Consider the following 17,868-nt stretch of genomic DNA (forward strand, 5'->3'; position numbering starts at 1 on the left):
AGTTACAGAACGGGCCGGGATATCCCGTTGACATATCCCCAAAAAAACACATTCTTATTCATCCGATACATCAGCCAAGGATGAATCACTCATGGAACAATCCACGGTCTTCAAAAGCAATCGAAGCCAGGCTGTCCGACTGCCAAAAGCGGTGGCCTTGCCCGACGACGTGAAACGTGTCGATGTCGTAGCCGTGGGCAGAACCCGCATTATTTTCCCCGTCGGTGAAATGTGGAACAGCTGGTTCGACGGTGAAAATGTCAGTGATGATTTCATGGCAGAGCGCGGACAACCAGCCGAACAGCAGCGCGAATCGCTCTGATGCTCAAGTACATGCTTGACACCAATATTTGCATTTTCACTATAAAGAACAAGCCAACTTCGTTACGTGAGGCCTCCAACCTCCATCACGGACAGCTATGTAACAGCGCGATCACGTTGATGGAGCTTGTCTACGGCGCAGAAAAGCCTTTGAGCCCCGAAAGAAACCTTGCCGTTGTAGAGGGTTTCACAGCGCGTCTTGAAGTGCTCCCTTACGACAGCGACGCGGCGGCTCATACCGGCATGATCAGAGCCGAACTGGCTAGATCGGGCACACCGATCGGCCCGTACGATCAAATGATTGCCGGACACGCCCGCTCTCTAGGCCTGGTGGTGATCACTAATAATCAGCGTGAATTCCGGCGCGTCGAGGGGCTGCGAGTAGAAGACTGGGTAAGCCAGTAACGCCATCCATAAACGCAACATCTGCCACATCCATCGCAACCGCCCCCCTGTGATCCACTCCCCACGCCGTTACGTAACACCTCTGCATAGCGAACCAAACCCACACAATGGTGATCAGAAGGTGGATCATGCGCATAACTGCCAGTCTCAGGACCTTCTGTCACTTGTCCCCCTCTCACAGCGAATCGACAATCACCCGACTTTGGATCGATGAAGTCACCGCCGTGGCCCGCCAGAGGGACCGCGACAGCTTCATGCGCATTTACGATCACTTCGCTCCGCGCCTGTTGCGCTACCTCACCGGGCTGAATGTGCCAGAAGGTCAGGCCGAAGAGTTGGTGCAGGAAGTGCTGCTCAAACTGTGGCACAAGGCCGACTCGTTCGACCCGGCCAAGGCCAGCCTGGGGACATGGTTGTTTCGCATCGCACGCAATCTTTACATCGACAGTGTGCGCAAGGACCGTGGCTGGGTGCAGGTGCAGAACTCGCTGGAACAACTCGAGCGTCTGGAAGCTCCGGTAGATCGAACACTCGATTACAGCCAGCGCCAGGAGCAACAACTCAACATCGCCATCCAGAACCTGCCTGCCGATCAGGCCCGAGTGTTGCGAATGTCGTATTTCGAAGCGCTCAGCCACCGGGAGATTTCCGAACGCCTGGGTATGCCGCTCGGCACGGTGAAGTCCTGCCTGCGCCTGGCGTTTCAAAAATTGCGCTCGCGGATAGAGGAATCATGATGGGTCCACAACATCATCCGGACGACGCCACGCTGGTCAGTTATGCCGCAGGGGCGCTGTCGCAGGTCATCTCGTTAGTCACTGCCGCGCATCTGGAACGCTGCGCCGAGTGCCGGGCGCGGCTCAGGCAGGCCGAGGCGATTGGCGGTGTGTTGATGCAGCAGCACACCAGCAGTGTGGTGCCGCTCAAGGGCAGATCGGCCATGCTGGCGCGGCTTGACGAGCAGCAAGCGGGGCTTGTACCCGCCCTGAACTCGATGCCGGCGGCCAATCAGGACCCGGACCTGATGCCGGTCTGCATGCAGGCGCATTTTGGTCGACAACTGAGCACGCTGAAATGGAAGACCCTGATCCCCGGCGTACAACGAGTACGCGCCGAAGGCATCGAACAGGGCAACCTGATGCTGCTGAAAATCGCCCCCGGCGTGAGCATGCCGGTCCACAGCCACGAAAGCGGCGAGATGACCATGGTCCTCAAGGGCGCGTATTACGACATACAGGGAGAGTTCGGACTCAACGATGTGGCCGATCTGGACAGCCATATCCATCACCAGCCCATTGCCTACCCTGACCGGGAGTGCATTTGCGTGCTGGCCACTGAATCGAAGCTGCGTTTTCAGGGACTGCTGGCGCGGATGATGCAGCCGTTTTTCGGGATTTGAAAAGCGGCCGCTGCGCCTGCGGTCAGCGCTGAACGGTTACGCCCAATGAGGCCAGCGCATCCCAGTAGCCTGGGTAGGTCTTGCCGACGCAGTCAGGGTCGAGAATGCGGATGCCGGCGATCTTCAGGCCCGCCAGCGCAAAGCACATGGCGATACGATGGTCGGAGTGGGTGTCGATCAAGGCATCGACCGTAGTGCCTGCCAGCGCCGGGTCGGCGTTGACGATCAGATCGTCACCCTCTTCGACCGCCAGGCCGGGTGCGATGGCGCACAGGCCGTGGGACAGTGCCGAGATGCGATCGCACTCCTTGACCCGCAGGTTGGCGATGCCGACAAGGCGCACCGGTTGACGATTGAAGGCGGCCAGTACGGCCAGCGTCGGAATCGCGTCCTGCATCTGCGAGCCGTCGATCACGGCCGGCATGTTCGGGAAGCTGGCGATGATCTGGCTGGCCAGCGCATCGGGTTGCGTGAACGCGTCGCTGGCCACGCCCAGGTCGATAGCGCCCTCGGTCAGCGCTTGCGCAGCCCACAGGTAGGTGGCCGCCGAGGCATCCGGCTCGATGTGGAAATCGGTAGCGCGATAACCTGTAGCCGAGACTTTCCAGGCTGCGTCGCCGATGGCCTGAACCTCGGCACCGAACGCCTGCATGGCCGCCAGCGTGAGGTCGAGGTAACCACGCGCGCCGATCTCGCTGCCTGTCAATGCAACTTCCACAGGCCCCTTGCCACAGGCGCCGGCCATCAGCAGTGCCGACACGTACTGGCTGGACAGGTTGCCGTCGATTTCGATACGACCGGCCTCAAGACCGCCCTTGCCCTTGATCGCCACCGGCGGGCAACCGCTGGGTGCGCTGACCTCCACGCCCATGCGCTGCAAAGCGTCGACCAGCGGGCCGATCGGGCGCTTGCGCATGTATTCGTCGCCATCGACCACGAAGTCACCTTCGAAGTTGGCCAGTGCAGCGGTCAGAAAGCGTGTCGCCGTCCCGGCATTGCCGAGGAACAACGCCTGCTGAGGCGCCTGCCAGTGCCCGCTGCTGGTGACCACGAAAGTGCTGTCATCCGGCTCGTCGACCTGCACGCCCATCAGACGCAAGGCTTCGGACATCACGCGCGTGTCGTCACTCTTCAGCGCGCCGGTCAGGCGGCTGGTGCCTTTGGCCAGCCCGGCCAGCAACAATGCACGGTTGGTGATCGACTTGGAGCCCGGCGGGCTGACACGCCCGACCAGCGGGCGCTCGACAGGCAAAACAGTGAGGGTGGCTTGAGGTCGCATGATGTCCCTGAGCGTCAGCGGAAAAATCGCGATCCTAGCACGAGCGGGATCAAGCCCGCAGTGCCGGTTTCATTCATCGCCAAGCCCGGGCGCGGGTCAGCTTTTCGCTGAGCCCGACAGTTGCTGCAGCTTGTCGTTGGCCGCCAGCAACTGATTGCGGTTGGCCGCCACGTCGGTGACGTCATAGATCACCAGACACACATGGCTGATCGCCCCGGTAGTCGAACGCAGCGGGAACAGTGTGGTGTTCTGATACATGAACTCCTCCTGCCCGGTAATCGGCTGATAGTTCTTGAAGCGCACCAGATACGGCCGCTGCTCCCAGATGGTGAACGCCGGTGTGCCGAGGGTCACGACATTGTCGATTTTCTTGCTGAACCACTTCGCGTTGACCTCCGGAAAAATCTCGAAAAAGGTCTTGTCGACTGCCACGTAGGGCACCACGCCCGAGCGGTTTTCCATGAAGGTATTCCAGACCGTCACGCGGTAGTTCAGGTCCAGCACCACGATGCCTACGTCAATGTTCTGCGTGACGGCCAGCAACCAATGAAGCTCGTTGATTTCAATAGCGTTGCTCATGGGTCAGCTCATCATGTAGGCGAGTTTTTTGGTAAGCAGCTCGACCGAATCTTCGGTGAACAGCATCAGCAGATCGAAATGCAGATTGTGGCCTTCCACGCTGTAACTGATTTCGACCGCCAGGGTCTTTTTCCAGCGCTGTTGATTGATGCGGATAAGTTCGTCGATACCGCCCTGCGCACCCAGTAACTGTGGATGGCCTTGCGAAAAGGCAATGTCGATCTGTTCGGCAATCCCGCTCAGGCAGGCGCCGATCAGGATCGTGGACAGGTCGAGCAGCATCTCCATGTCGGAACTGTCGGAGTGATCGCCGCCCATCAGCTGCGAGATTCCGGAGATCTCCGAATCATGAAAAATCAGCAGTGCCTCACCAGAGATACCGCCACCGATGTAGCCCTGACACACTGCGGTCAAACGCTGATCGCTGTGAGCATCGGCCAGCGCCATGTGCAACTCGCCGACTTCAAGCATGTTGACGTTGGGCACCGGCAACTGCACGAACACGCCCAGCACCTTGGCCAGCAACGCCGCTGCACGGCCCATGGCGACGTTGATGGTTTCGCGGAAGGCATCCTGAAAGCTGATCACCCCGCCCTTGTTGTTGAGGGCTGGCAGTGCAACCGGCGACACCGCAGGCTTGCCCAGCAGCCCAAGGCGCTCCAGTGTGCTTTTCAGTTCGTCCGGGTCGGCAGGTTTTTTCAGAAACGCCAGCGCGCCCAGCTCCATGACCCGACGGACGGCTTCGTCCTGCACGTCGCCCGACACCACAATCACCTTTGCGTCGAGGTTTTCGGCCCGAATCGCCGTCAGCGTCTGGTAACCGTCCATCACCGGCATGGTCAGGTCGAGCAGGACCACCTGGCCCTGACCTTTACGAATCGCTTCCAGGCCTTCCTGCCCCTGGGTGGCCAGCGTGACCGACACATCCCAGTCTTCAGGTAGCGCGCGCAACAGCTGCTTTCGCGCCATGTTCGAGTCATCGCATATCAATAGCGCAAGCGTGGACATCGTGTGGTTCTCACTGCAGGAAAATCAGGCTGACCACGGCGGGCAGCACGTATACGTTTAGCGGTACCATCGGAAGCGACTGGCATCGAGCCTATAACGCGAGATCAGTAACATTCAAACTAAACCTATAGCCTAAGTCGGTGATTTTTGGAGTTTCTGTAGTTTTATTCGCTATCCGTTGCTGTAAATCACTGTCGCGACGTCGGAAACATGCCTATTATCAATTGATAGATTCAATAGCAATCATTCGATAGGCAGGTGCGCCATGTCTTTGCCCATAAGCGACTACCATCCGGCCCTGCCCAGGCAGGACGATTTCTGGCAACACCTGGGTATCCCCGCACGAGGTGCGCGGCTGTACTCGGCGCTGCATGACGGCTTGCCGTATGAAGTCTTCGAACGTCTGGCGCATTACACCGACCTGAACCGCTCGACCCTGGCCGAACATCTGGGCATCGCGCCGGCGACCTTGCAGCGACGCCTCAAGGTGCGCCGCTTCAATGCCGAGGAAAGCGATCGGCTATTCCGCCTGGCAGCGGTGTACAAGGCGGCGCTGGACCTGTTCGAAAACGACGCCGAAGCGACTCGCCTTTGGCTGGCCAACCCGGTCTACGGGCTGGGCAATCGCAGGCCGCTGGAAATGCTCGCGACCTCGGCAGAGGCTCAGGCAGTGCTCGACCTGATCGGCCGCCTGGAACACGGGGTCGTGGCGTGATAGCGGTCTATCGACTGGTCAAGCGCAAATGGCTGGCGCAGGCCTTCGACGGTGAAGGCGCCAAGCTCTACGGCGGACGCTGGAACAGCAAGGGCAACGCCTGCGTGTACTGCGCGGGCAGCGAGTCACTGGCCCTGCTGGAAGTGCTGGTGCACCTGAACAACGCCACTGTGGCTCAGCACTACACGATGCTTGAACTGCAGATTGCCGAGGAGCACGTCCTCAATGCGCGCCCGGACACACTGCCCCGCGACTGGCGTGAAGAACCCGCGCCACCGGCAACCGCCTCGTTCGGCGACGACTGGCTGGCCTCCGCTCAGAGCCTGGCGCTGGCAGTGCCCAGCGTGATCATCCCGCGCGAGTCCAACTACCTGCTCAACGTCCAGCACCCGGAATTCAGGGCGGTTGTGGCGACGGCGAAAGAGCTGGAGTTTGTGGTCGATCCGCGTTTGGGGTGAACTGGCTGAGCGGTTAGCTCGGTTATGGGGCGCTCTTGGTGTCCCATGGGTTCAAAGCAATTTACGCCGCGACCAATGCATTCAGCACCTGAAGTAACGCCTGAACACTGCGATGGATTACAAAACCGGCAACACTACGTGCGGCCGCTGACCAGTCCCACCAGCATGCGTTTCAATCGCATGCCTGAAAGCCTGAACAAAAAAACGATTCCCTGTACCTATGTACCGCACTTCGTGACTATTAATACTACCTAATATCAAGGAGATATTATTCGGCGATTTAAACCTTAAGGATAAGCACATGCCGCAAAACGTCATTACTCTTCCACCCACAATCGTAACACCTGGCCAGCCGTTGCCCAGGCCATTAGGCCCGCTATCGGGAGCCGGAGTAATCGCCAGACCGCTGCGATGGGACGGCACTATTCCTGCAAACCATGAGATGGATGCATTCTTCAGTAAAAGGGGTATAAGAAACGAGCATTACACGATATCCATTATCGTGACGGCCTCTTCAACACAGCAAAATATCCATCAGTCTTACATAGACTTTTTGCCCCTCCTTCCGGCTGACGTTGACGCGGAAATTTCTGCCGGTGTAGGAGATTACCCCTTCTCTGAGTTAGAAAAGTCTACGATTGAAAAAAACGTGGTGGACAGCCTGATTTTACAGCGCGCTGCTGAGTTAGCCAAAAGCAACGAAGGCGCTCATGCTTTCTTTGGCAGGCATGCATTGGCGGTAGATATTAAAAAAAACGCTGTGGATTTTTTAAATATCTTTCAAACAAGAAGAGACCTGGGCTCTCCCCTTGACGTTTATAAAAGCTGGGAAGCCTCAGTTACAGCAGCCTACAGAGCAAAAATTCTTGAAGAGAAAATCAGGGTTCTGACAGAGAGGTCTGTATCACTGAGCCATACTATTGCTGCAGCGCACGCCAGAGAGGACGCACGTATCGCGGCAGAAATCGAGTCGATGAGGCTGGCCGTTGAAGCTGCAGAGCACGCCCGACTTGCTGCCGAAACCGCTGAACAAGCCCGAGTTGCAGCGGAGGCTGAAGCCAAGCGAGTAGCGGATGAGCAGGCACTCCTTGCTGCCGAAGCAGAAGCTCGCCGAGTAGCTGCCGAAGCGGCTGAACAAGCTCGTATGGAGGCAGAGACGCAAGCGCAGCGTGACGCTGACGAGCACGCGCGCGTGACGGCAGAAGCTCAAGCGCTAGAAGCGGCCAAGACGCTCAGGCTCCCGGAAGCTGGTGCACCGCAGTTGGGTGCAGTTGCAGGAGTCATTTCCGTTACAGCAGGATCCGGCCTCTTTCTGGACGCTACCATTCAAGCCGCTATCGAAATATTAACGGCTCTCGCAGGCACGGCTGTCAGCTCTACCACAGCCGTAGGCATCGGCACGTTGCTGTACTCCCCATCGCTTGGCAATGGAGAGTTACCGGGAAGAATGCTGGACCTTCCGGCCAGGGTTCTGATGCCTGATCTGCCCGACGCCTTGAATGACGTGGCGGCAACGGGTGGAACGGTCGATATGCCCTATAGAATTTACGGCGATCAGTCGAAGTATTCAGTCGTGGCAACACAAACCGAAGGCGGATTTTCTCCCGAGGTGCCTGTGAGGGCTCTGATACTGGACCCAGTGGCCAACGCCTACACCTTTACCACTTCGGACACCCCGCCCATCACCTTGACGTTTCCAATCGCAGCACCTGGAAACAGCTCAACGACGACGGTGGCGCAACCAGTCGAAACTCCGGCGTACGCTGGAATTACACTGGAGCCTATCGAGGTGAAGGCCGAACCTTTACCCTGCACCAGTCAGATGGACATTCGGGATGCCATTTATGTTTACCCGCTAAATTCGGGTCTGCCTCCGGTCTATGTGGTGTTCAACAGCCCCTATGAAGGGGCAACAACCAAAGGAGAGCATAGCGGTCGAATGTACGATCCTGAAAAAGCGGGCGGCCCCACCCAGAACCTCGACTGGACAACCGCCTCAGTCACTCAGGACGGCATTGATCTCGTTAAGCTGCACACAAGCCGATTCGGCTCATCAGATGCAAATACTATAATGATCAATCGTCTGGAAAAAATTTTGCGCGGCGAGTTAGCCGTGACGGATACTGATAAAAGATTTTACACCCACGAGCTCAGGGAATTAGAACGTTACAGGGCACTGGGGGTGGCTGATGGCGTGCAAGGTAACGTATGGAATAACGCTCATACGGCAGCCCTTGAGGATTATAGAATTAACGAAAGTCGTGATTTTCTTTACACCGAAGCGGCTCTATCGGCTGGAGACAAACAAGATCATGCAGACGCATTGAGAGGCCAATAAAATGACCAATATCAAAGACATTATCATTAACGAAACCGTGGCAGATGTATTGGCAGTCCTTGCTCTAAATTTGTCCCAACCACGAATAGACAGACTCTACACCGTTTATAAATTTGAGGCTCTCCAGTCCGGTGAGCTCTGGGGCACTTATACCAGACTTTTTCGTGAAGGCATTCTGGCTTTAGATGAAAAAGGTCGCACGGCTAAAGGCCCCCACTGGAAGGAACCCGCCTTCATCGCTGAGAAAAAATATACTGTTGAATAAACACCATCCTGCCTAAAGAGCGCCCGGCTTCGGCAGGGTGTTCTTCCCTCTAAAGTTCGATATTCGTACAGCAGCTCTAACAGGGTATGCCCGACGTTTATTTTACAGGTATATCTAACTTTTCGATCGCCACATAAGGCGTCTGCAGATCCCGCTCGGGGATTTCCCATATGAGCAGTTTGGGCGGCGTCTGGCGGAAGGCCGGGTTGTCGAAGTAGACGTTGGCAGCGCCCGAGAACTCGCCGCCGTCCCTGGCGAAGTTGCCAATCGGGGCGCCGAGTTCGCGCTGTAAAAACCCGACAAAACCCGAATTGCGCGAGAACGACGTGCCTATCAGCGCGACGTTGGGCAGGTTGCTGTCGCCGAACAGGTCGTCAAGGTTATCGCTGCCCGCCGCTGATTCACTGGCAAGCTCGGTGATCTGCGTGGCGGCTACGCTTTGCGGCGCAGGTTGTAATGACGACGGCAACCAGTCGAGCCCGGCGAGGCGCACCAGATCGCCGGGGCGTTCGGCAATGGGTAACGTCTGAATCTGGAATTGACGCTGCGGAGTGGCCTGAATGCCGGCTTTTTGCACCTGCAAACCGATGGCTCTGGCGGCGCTGTTGGCACCACTCTCGCTCCAGTGCGTATCGGTGCGCAGGTAAGCTGCTTCGCCCAGCGGTTGCAGGGGCGCGGTCAGGTCCAGGGCATTGACGCCGGCCGCTTGCAGGTCGTGGGTCCAATGCTGGACACGGGTCTGCAATACGTCAGGCCGATAGAGACCGCACAATCGGGTTGCGGCAATGCGGCTCTTGTCCGGCACCACGGCGACCAACAACTCGATGCCGCGTTTCTTGAGGCTGCGCTGCACAGCGATCACCGCCTGGGCCTTGCGCTGCGCATTGGCCTGCGCGTCGCGGTTGAGCCTGAACTCATCGGTCAGGAACAACCAGCCCGGACACCCTTGGCGCACACGTGGGCCGGTGTCGTGGAATAGCAACCAGCTCGCGCCGCGCTCGATATCGGCCGCATGCCGGGCCAGAAAAGTCCCGGACAGCTGTTTGGCCAGTTGGTGAGTCACCTCGCCGTGCAGCGCTGCGTCGAGGGTCAGAGGCTTGGGCAGCAGCTCGACCTTGCCGCTGACCAGCAGCATGCCTGAGGCAAGCAAGCCGACGCCGAGGAACAGCGCCAGGGTAATGCCCGCCACACCACAGGTGCGCACGGCCAGTTCACTGGGTGGAGGCGGTACAGCAGACGGAGTAGTCATGGGCGCCGGCCTCAGAATTGGAAGTACAGAAACGGAACCGTTTCGCGGCTGGCAATCAGCGCGAACGACAGCAGAAATCCGGCCACCGGCCACAGCGCGGCGCCATAGACGAATAGCGTCCGGTTGCCAAAACGCCGCTCACAGCGAGCCTGCAGCAGCGGCGCGAGCACACAGGCCACGCCCAATAACGCGGCCATGCCGTGTGCCGGGCGCAAGGTCACGGCCAGCGCATCGTCCAGGCCCAGGCCGTGCAGGCCGAACTGCCCGGCGTACATGTTCATCGCGGTGGCAAAGTCCGGGGCGCGAAACAGCGTCCACGCCAGGCACACAAACAGCAACGTCAGCAGGTGCGCCAGCGGTCTTGGAACAGCAGGCAGATTCGAGCGCGACCAGGCGCGATCGACGCACAACGCCACGCCGTGCGCAGCGCCCCAGAGCAGGTAATTCCAGCTGTCACCGCCATGCCACAGACCGGCGATGGCCATGGTCAGGAACAGGTTGCGGTAGGTGTTCCAGACGCCTTGCCGATTACCGCCCAGCGCGATGTACAGGTAGTCGCGCAGCCAGCTGGACAGCGACAGGTGCCAGCGTCGCCAGAAATCCTGAATACTGCGGGCCAGATAAGGCCGGTTGAAGTTTTCCGGAAAGTGAAAGCCGAGCATCAGTCCCAGGCCGATGGCCATGGCGCTGTAACCGGCGAAATCGAAGAACAGTTGCAGCGAATACGCCAGGCAGCCAAGCCACGCATCGATCAGCGAAGGGGCCGGCAAGTGAAAGGCCACATCGACCAGCGGCGACAGGGTATCGGCCACCAGCACCTTCATGCTCATGCCGATCATGAAGCGCCGCGCGCCCAGGGCGAAGTTCTGCCGGGTGAAGTAACGCTGCACCAGTTCACGGCGCACCCAGTCGTAGCGAATGATCGGCCCGGCAATGGAGTGGCCGAACATCGAAATGTAGGTCGCATAATTGATGAAGCTGCGCTCGACCGGCACGGTATGCCGGTGTACGTCCACCAGGTAGGAAATCGCCTGCAAGACGATGAACGACAGCCCGGCCGGCAGCGCCACACGCTGCCAATCGAGTGGCATCGCGCCATACCAGGTGATCAGCTCATTCCAGGTGCCGGCGACGATGTTGGCGTACTTGTACCAACACAGCACAGCGGTGTTGAACACGATCAACGCCACCAGCAGCCGCACTCGCCCTTTCGAGCCTTGCCGCGCCCGGTCGACCAGCAGACCGCCGACCCAGGCCACCAAGGTCAGCAGCATGTGCAGCGCCAGAAACAGCGGGCTCAGCCAGCCGTAGAACAACCAGCTGCCGATCAACAGGACGACATTGCGCCACGCCGCGGGGCTCGCCGTGTAGGCCAGCAAAAAAGCGGGCAGGAACACCATCAGAAACTCGAGCGAGGCAAATACCATGACGACGACAGAGCCTGATCAGTTGGACAATGTGTCCGTGGCCGACAGCAGGCGCGGGCCTGTGGCGGAAGGCACCAGCAACACGCTGTAGCGCTCGCCGGCCTTGAGCTCGCCCAGGTCCAACGGCGCGCCGACAGTGGCGTTGGCGCAGACCAGTTGCACGGACAGGCTGACCGGGTTGATCGAACGACGTTGCTGGGTGCCGGTGGGAACCGCTTTGAACAGGTCGGCGCTACGACCGGCAGGACGCAGGCTCGCCTCACTGCACCCGGCATCCAGGCTGAAGAACGCCAGCGAGGCTTTCAAACCGTTGAAATCATCGGGTTGTTCGCGGACGGTCACCGGCTTGAGGCCACCGTCGGCCTGCGCAGTCAGTACGACGGTGGCGAACTCGCCGGGTTCGACGCTGACGTCCATCGGCAGCTTTTTATCGCCGCTGACCAGCGTGCCTTTTATCGAGCTGCTGGCCTGCACCGGGAAAAACAGTGAAACCGGTTTTGCGCTGTCCAGTTGCAACGGCGCCTGGCCTTCACGGGCGATCACTTGCAGCGGCGCGTTGGCGGCATTGACGAAGCGAATGAACGCCGAGTCCTGCGCAGGGCCGGTGGGATACAGGGCGATGTCGGCCGCCTGCGCTTGCACGCCCAGCAATACGGCAGCCGCACTGGCGGCCATCAGGCGCAAGGCGATCATTGCCTGGCTCCTGCTGCGCTGACGCTGCTGACCGGCAGTTTGCCCAGTGCATCACCAATCGCGGTGCCCCAGGATTTGTAACCGGCCACGGTAAAGTGCTGACCGTCGGTGGTGATCCACTGGCCTGGCCTGGAAAAGCTCAGCGAGTCGATATAGGTGCAGGGTGCTACGTTGGTGGCCAGGAACTGCGACATCAACTGGGTCCGCGCATCGTTCTTCTGGTACATGCCGCCGGCCTTGCCCCACGCCGGGCCGACCCACGCACACTTGGTGCCGGTGGCGGCGATGGCCTTGGTCAGGCCGGTCACGCTCTGCCACGCCCAGGCCTTGGGAAACGAAGGCTTGTCATACGAAGCCATGGTGTCACCAATCACGATAACCACCAGGTCGGGCTTGTCGGCAGCGATCAGTTCGCCAATCGGCGTGGTGGTCGCGTCACGGCCCTTGATGACGGTCTTGCCATCGCCTTTCTGTTCGGCGCCGCAATCGACTTTCTTGCTGATCAGCCAGTCACCGGCACTGGCCCCGCAGGCGCCAATCGAATGCACGATCGCACCCTGACGGGTCAGGTTGTCATGCAGCGGCTCCATCAGGTGGTCGGCCAGACTCATGTGGCTTTCTCCCAGGACCAGAAGGGTCATACCGGCAAGAACGGAAGGCATCGAATTTCTCCAGAAATCAGTTGGAATAAGGTGAACGGTAAGGGCTGACCGGCAGCTCCATGGGGCCAGTCACGTCCTCGAACATGTAGCGCAGGTACAGCGCCCCGCTGAACTGGCGATAGTCACGGGCGTTGTCCAGGCCCAGGTTGGCGCCCAGGAACAGACTGGAATCGAGCTTGTATTCGCCCGCCGCGCTGAGGTTGTAGCCGACCCCGGTCTTGCTCTGCCCTGAATAACGCTGACCGGAAGCCGCTTGCAGAGCGCTGTCGTCGGGGAAGAATGCGGCGCCGTCCTGCTTGAAGTGCTGGACGCCGACCGAACTCTTGACCTGATAGCTGAAGCGCTCGGTGCGCTGCGCCCACATCACCGGCACGCCGATGGCATAGAAGTTCTGCGGGCTGAAATAGCCACCATGACCGTAAGTGAAGTAACTCTGGTCGTTGGCGTAACTCATGCCCATCAGGCTCAGGCCCGCGGTCAGCTTGCTGTCCTCGGCATTGCGCAAGTACCAGTAGACACCGCCACCCACTTCGCCACGGGTGTTGGACTTGACGTTGGTGCCGACCAGCTTGTGCCAGGAACCGTAGCCATAGCCGCCAATGGTCTGATCGTCATAGCTGATCTGCCCGCGGCCGCCGTTGGCGGTCACGCCGCCCCAGGAAAGACCGCTGCGCTCGTCGGTGGAACCGGCAAACGAGGTCACGCTGTCTGTCACCGGACGCCGTGACACGTTGAGGCCGTAACGCAGATCAGGGTTGTCGCCCAGCGGCCGGTCGACGCTTACGCCGCCTGCGACCGTGCTGTATTTGAAGCCCACGGGCGTGGTGCCGATATCGGCTTTTAGGCCCTCTTCGGGGCGTTCGAAGGCGACCGCCAGACCGACGCCCTTGTCGCTCTGCGAACCTGCTGCGCCGGCCGTTCCACCGCCAAAGCGCGCGCCCGCATCGGACTTCACACTGCCGGCATTCAGCGACACCGGCGTGACGCGCACGGCCACGCGGTTATCGCCGACCGGCATGTTGATCTCCAGCGGCGTCTCGACCACGGTGAGCTTGCTCAGGCCGGACTCGCTGTTATTGCTGCGCACCGCGAGGCCCTGGCGGACGAAGCCGCTGCGCTGTTCGAGAATACGATTGAGCGCCTGCTGTGCGCTGCTGGCCTGATCGCGGCCGGCGGCGGCCAGAAACGGATTGTCACGCACGCTTTGCGCACGTCCGGCAGACAACGGTTGCTGTGCAGCGCCCTGACCGGGATAAGCGGTGCCACGCGTGGTCGGCAAGTCCGTCGCCGCGCCGCCGCTGAGCGACACCTGCGCCGGCGCCGGGATCGCCGACGCTGCAGCCAGGCTGCGTGAACCGCTCGCCGCGAACGGATTGGACGAGGTAACACCCGCCCCGCCCTGGGTAGCCATCAGACGCTGTTTTTCGCTCTGTTCGATAGCCACAGCCTTGCGCAGCAACTCGGTGGCTGCACCGGTCTGGCCCATGCTCTGGTAGATGCGCGCAGCCTCGGTGAGGCTCTGCGGGTCGTTGCGCTGCAAGGTGCGGAACTGGCTCAGGGCCTTTTCGGCAAAGCCATAATCATGGGCTTTCACGGCTGCATCGGCAGCCCCCAGGAGTACTTGCGGATCGTTGGGCTTACGCTGCAACAACGGCTTGTAGAGTTCGAAAGCCTTGGCGCTGTCACCGCTGGCGGTGTACATCCGGGCGAAGGCCGACACCGCCTGAATGTCGTCCGGACGCTGGGCCAGGGCCGGGGCCAACGTGTCGTACGCGCCGGCCAGATCGCCGCCTTCACGCAGCAGATCGGCCTGACGAATGCGGTAGCGATACAGCAGGTCGTCGAAACGTTTACGGGTCTGCAGGCCCATGGGCTGCCCCTGCACAGTGCGCAGGATCGCATTGACCTGCACGTCATCCCCCGCCGCGAGCAACAGACTGGCGTATTGCAGCAGCAGATCAGGTGACTGCGCAGGTGCCTGAGCGATGGCGGCGCGGGCCATTTCCCGGCCACGCTCCGGCTCGCCGGCGTCGATGTAGGCGCTGGCCAGCGTGAGCTGACGTTCCGGGCTGCCGCTGGCAACCGGTTGCAGGCGATCGAGCAGCGCCAGCGCCTCCTGACGCTGACCGCGCCGGGCGATACCGATGGCCAGGTTGATCTGCACGGTCATGTTCACTTCATCGGCAAGCGCCTTCATGTCCGGAGTGCGCTGGTCGACAGGAATGCGCGCAAAGGTGGCCTGGGCTTCTTGCCACTGGCCCATCTCCACCGACAGCAGCGCACTGGTGTAGAGCGCGTCGATGTCGTTGGGCCGAGACTTGAGCAGATCGTCGATCAGTACGCGAGCCTTGGGCGCCTCGTCGGTCTTGAGGTACAGACGCGCCAGGTCGAAACGGGTCCAGACACTGTCCGGATCATTTTTTACCGCATCCTTCAGGGCCGCCTGAGCGGCGCGCAGATCGCCACGTTGCTCGGCCAGTCGTGCCGTCTGCGTGGCCCGCAACGCCTTGAAACGACCGCTGTCACCCAGCGCAGCCTGTTCGGCAGGCGACAGGGTATCGAGCAGGCGCAGCGCTTCATCGGCCTGGCCGCTTTGCGCCAACACGTTGATCAGCCCGCGCACGGCTTGCGGATTGCCGCGCTGGGTCGCCAGCACCTGACGATAGCCCGCCTGGGCCGCGTCGAGTTGACCGGCCTGGGCCTGCAGATCGGCCTGAGTCAAACGCACATCGATGCTGTTCGGGTTCTGCCGCTGCACCTGAGCCAGCAACTCTTGAGCCTTGGAGGTCTGCCCCTTGGCCTGCAGGTCGCGGGCCTGTTGCAGCGATGTCCAGAGCTGCACACTCTCGAGGGCGCCTTTCCAGCGTGCACCGCCGGGCTGGCGAGTCGCGCGGGTCAGCAACTGCTCGGCTTCGGCCAGTCGATTCTGTTGCTGACGGACCACGCCCAACCCACCCAGCGCATCGGCATCGTCGGCCTTGGTTTTCAGGCGCGCGGCAAATGCTTGTTCGGCTGCGGCATGATCATTTCGCTCCAGCGCCTTCAGCCCACGCGCCACCAGCGGATCCTGCTGCCAGCCACCGGCTGGCTGCTGACGCCCCTTGTTGAGTTGATCACGAATGTCCTGATCATCGGGATGGGCCTTGAGGAACGCCTCGAACAGCGGCACTTGCACAGCGGTGGGCGGACCGGTCCAGACCAGCGCCATGCGCCAGCTCTGATCGGCATCCCCGGCGATGTCCGGGCGCGTACTCAGCCGCGCCAGCGCAGCGATCCCCTCGGCCCGGGTGTCTTCGCGACGGGCCAGATGCTTGGCGAAAAACAGCGCCAGAATCGAGTCGTCCGGGTTCTGCCGGATCAAGCGTTCGAAGCCCTTGCGCGCTTCGGGCCAGTCCGCGCTGTTGAAACCCAGGTTGGTGTAGTACTCGCGCCCGACCTTGCCTTCGGGCAAACGGCCGTTGAACAGTTGGCGAAAGACCCCGGTCGCCTTGTCGCGCTCGCCGGCATCGGCCAGACGCCGGGCCTCATCCAGCAAGGCCTGATTCTGCGGCTGCCCGAGGGCAATGTCCTGCTCCAGCTGCACCGCCTGCCACGGCACTGGTGACAGGGCCTGCAGACGAGCCAGGTACGTCTGCGCCTGCTGCGGCTTGTTCTGTTTGACGCCGATCAGGCCCATGCCATACAGCGCGTCGATCTGATTGGGCTCGATCTGCAGCACCTTCTGCCAGACCTCGGCGGCCCGCACCGGGTTCGAGCGAGCCTGCCAGTACTGGCCCTGCTCGATCAACTGCGCCTCGGCGGTGGCGACCTGGGCTTGAGAAACGCTGGCTGCGATCGCGGCAACCAACCCGATGACTAACGTGTGGCGGCGCGCGGGCATGACGTCTCCCAGGATAATTTGAGCGTTCCGTCTTCACGGAACTGATAGCGTTTTTCGACCCAGCCCAAGGCAAACAGGCTGAGCATGAGGTTGTAATAGGCTGGTTCAGTGCGGTCTTTCGGGTCACGGGCCAGCGCCTGGCTGACCCCGGCTTCGACCCTGCGCTGTTGTTGTTCAGCCAGCCAGGTCTGACCCTTGGCGTGGAAGTACGGCAACAGCGCCGCCGAATAACCGAAAGGCCCCTGGCCCTCGCGTGTACCGCTGACCACCTGGACTTTTTCCGGTGGCGTGCCGCTGGACGCGGTGCTGCTCGACATACCGTCGAGCCGGACCAGCAGGCGTGCTGCCAACGGATCGGACGCAGGTGTCATGCCCGCCCAGAGGTAGACGCGAATCGCGTCATAGCTGCCCAGTTCGCCTGTGCCCGGATCGACCACGAACAGACCGCTTTTCGGGGAAGTCCCGCGGTAGCCGACCCAATCGGCGATAAAGCCCTTGGGGCTCGATGCGTCGATCAGCTTGGCGGTGTTGTCGGCGATTTCCTTCCAGGGACCGCCGGGGGTTTCTTTCGCCAGACGCCGTAGCAGCGGAATGGGCAGGTAGCTGGCATTCAAGCGCCAGAGATGGTCCGGCTGCACGAAACCTTCGGGGCCGGGCAGGAGCATTTTGCCGAGCCCCGGCAGATTGACCACCAGCCGCGACTCCACGTTCTTGAGCAAGGCCAGCGCATCGTCGCGATAGGCCGGGTGCTGCCAGACGCGTGCAGCTTCGAGCAACGCGTAGATGATCCACAGGTCGGCATCGGACGCGGAGTTGGCGTCCTGAAGCGTCCAGTTGCCATCCTCGCCCTGCCCCCACAACCAGCCAGGCAGACGCGTCTTCAGGTCAGCACCCGCCATGTTCGCGGCGGTCCACGTCCACAGCGCATCAAAGCGCGCGCGGTCATTGGCCACCAGCGCAAACAGCATGCCGTAGGACTGACCTTCGGAGGTGCTGTGGTTGACCTTCAGGCTCGACTCCAGCATCCGGCCGTCGGCCTGTACGTAGCGCGTGGCATAGTCCTGCCAGAACGGCCAGGTCGCAGCGTCGCACGCGCTGTTCGCCAGCACCGGCGTCAGGGTCGCCGACGCCAGCAGGCCGACCAGCCAGCCGGAGGCGCGGCGCAGTTTAAGTGCACGAAGCGGCATGGC

At 60.9% G+C, this 17,868-nt stretch carries 17 protein-coding genes; 8 read left to right on the forward strand and 9 right to left on the reverse strand.

The features are described 5' to 3' along the window. Positions 1-91 precede the first annotated feature (91 nt). From vapB to LIX91_RS10355, 4 genes are all read left to right on the forward strand, one after another. Entirely contained in the window at positions 92-322 is a 231-nt protein-coding gene (gene vapB, locus LIX91_RS10340) for a type II toxin-antitoxin system VapB family antitoxin (RefSeq protein ID WP_226488439.1), read from the forward strand. Continuing rightward, on the forward strand, positions 322-726 hold the full coding sequence (gene vapC / locus LIX91_RS10345) for a type II toxin-antitoxin system tRNA(fMet)-specific endonuclease VapC (RefSeq protein WP_226488440.1): 405 nt from the start codon (positions 322-324) through the stop codon (positions 724-726). The genes vapB and vapC overlap by 1 nt, the downstream gene beginning before the upstream one ends. Positions 727-950: 224 nt before the next feature. Continuing rightward, a complete protein-coding gene (locus tag LIX91_RS10350; protein ID WP_003345995.1) occupies positions 951-1,463 on the forward strand; it encodes a sigma-70 family RNA polymerase sigma factor in 513 nt (170 codons plus the stop codon). Then, positions 1,463-2,125: a ChrR family anti-sigma-E factor gene (locus tag LIX91_RS10355; protein WP_103689610.1), complete on the forward strand. Its 663-nt coding sequence runs from the start codon at positions 1,463-1,465 to the stop codon at positions 2,123-2,125. Before LIX91_RS10350 ends, LIX91_RS10355 begins: the two co-directional genes overlap by 1 nt. A 22-nt stretch (positions 2,126-2,147) precedes the next feature. Here LIX91_RS10355 and aroA read toward each other — a convergent pair whose 3' ends face one another. The 3 genes from aroA to LIX91_RS10370 form a co-directional block, all read right to left on the reverse strand. Next, entirely contained in the window at positions 2,148-3,404 is a 1,257-nt protein-coding gene (gene aroA, locus LIX91_RS10360; RefSeq protein WP_226488441.1) for a 3-phosphoshikimate 1-carboxyvinyltransferase, read from the reverse strand. A 96-nt stretch (positions 3,405-3,500) separates the two neighbouring features. Next, positions 3,501-3,983, reverse strand: a complete 483-nt coding sequence (locus tag LIX91_RS10365) for a PAS domain-containing protein (protein ID WP_003345989.1) — start codon at positions 3,981-3,983, stop codon at positions 3,501-3,503. 3 nt (positions 3,984-3,986) lie between these two features. Further along, on the reverse strand, positions 3,987-4,991 hold the full coding sequence (locus LIX91_RS10370; RefSeq protein ID WP_003408526.1) for a response regulator: 1,005 nt from the start codon (positions 4,989-4,991) through the stop codon (positions 3,987-3,989). A gap of 265 nt (positions 4,992-5,256) precedes the next feature. On the opposite strand from LIX91_RS10370, the gene LIX91_RS10375 reads away from it, so the two are divergent. From LIX91_RS10375 to LIX91_RS10390, 4 genes are all read left to right on the forward strand, one after another. Then, positions 5,257-5,706: a DUF2384 domain-containing protein gene (locus LIX91_RS10375; protein WP_003408523.1), complete on the forward strand. Its 450-nt coding sequence runs from the start codon at positions 5,257-5,259 to the stop codon at positions 5,704-5,706. Further along, positions 5,703-6,164, forward strand: coding sequence for an RES family NAD+ phosphorylase (locus tag LIX91_RS10380; protein ID WP_003345984.1), 462 nt, complete (start codon positions 5,703-5,705; stop codon positions 6,162-6,164). The genes LIX91_RS10375 and LIX91_RS10380 overlap by 4 nt, the downstream gene beginning before the upstream one ends. A gap of 301 nt (positions 6,165-6,465) precedes the next feature. Then, positions 6,466-8,502 (forward strand): S-type pyocin domain-containing protein, encoded by a 2,037-nt coding sequence (locus LIX91_RS10385; protein WP_226488442.1) that lies wholly within the window; start codon positions 6,466-6,468, stop codon positions 8,500-8,502. Between the two features lies 1 nt (position 8,503). Further along, positions 8,504-8,767 (forward strand): immunity protein, encoded by a 264-nt coding sequence (locus tag LIX91_RS10390; RefSeq protein ID WP_226488443.1) that lies wholly within the window; start codon positions 8,504-8,506, stop codon positions 8,765-8,767. A gap of 97 nt (positions 8,768-8,864) precedes the next feature. On the opposite strand, the gene LIX91_RS10395 is transcribed toward LIX91_RS10390, so the two are convergent. The 6 genes from LIX91_RS10395 to bcsZ are packed head-to-tail and all read right to left on the reverse strand — an operon-like array spanning position 8,865 to position 17,865. Then, on the reverse strand, positions 8,865-10,016 hold the full coding sequence (locus tag LIX91_RS10395) for an alginate O-acetyltransferase AlgX-related protein (RefSeq protein WP_226488444.1): 1,152 nt from the start codon (positions 10,014-10,016) through the stop codon (positions 8,865-8,867). Positions 10,017-10,027: 11 nt separating this feature from the next. Beyond that, complete coding sequence (locus LIX91_RS10400; protein WP_226488445.1) at positions 10,028-11,443, reverse strand: MBOAT family O-acyltransferase; 1,416 nt, start codon at positions 11,441-11,443, stop codon at positions 10,028-10,030. Positions 11,444-11,461: 18 nt separating this feature from the next. Then, a complete protein-coding gene (locus LIX91_RS10405; RefSeq protein WP_100072362.1) occupies positions 11,462-12,136 on the reverse strand; it encodes an alginate O-acetyltransferase AlgF in 675 nt (224 codons plus the stop codon). Next, entirely contained in the window at positions 12,133-12,798 is a 666-nt protein-coding gene (locus tag LIX91_RS10410; RefSeq protein WP_003414952.1) for an SGNH/GDSL hydrolase family protein, read from the reverse strand. Before LIX91_RS10410 ends, LIX91_RS10405 begins: the two co-directional genes overlap by 4 nt. A gap of 16 nt (positions 12,799-12,814) precedes the next feature. Then, positions 12,815-16,678, reverse strand: a complete 3,864-nt coding sequence (locus LIX91_RS10415; protein WP_226488446.1) for a cellulose biosynthesis protein BcsC — start codon at positions 16,676-16,678, stop codon at positions 12,815-12,817. Beyond that, a complete protein-coding gene (gene bcsZ, locus LIX91_RS10420; RefSeq protein WP_226488447.1) occupies positions 16,654-17,865 on the reverse strand; it encodes a cellulose synthase complex periplasmic endoglucanase BcsZ in 1,212 nt (403 codons plus the stop codon). The genes LIX91_RS10415 and bcsZ overlap by 25 nt, the downstream gene beginning before the upstream one ends. Between the last annotated feature and the right edge of the window lie 3 nt (positions 17,866-17,868).

This window comes from Pseudomonas sp. B20, assembly GCF_020515755.1.
Classification (GTDB): domain Bacteria; phylum Pseudomonadota; class Gammaproteobacteria; order Pseudomonadales; family Pseudomonadaceae; genus Aquipseudomonas; species Aquipseudomonas syringae.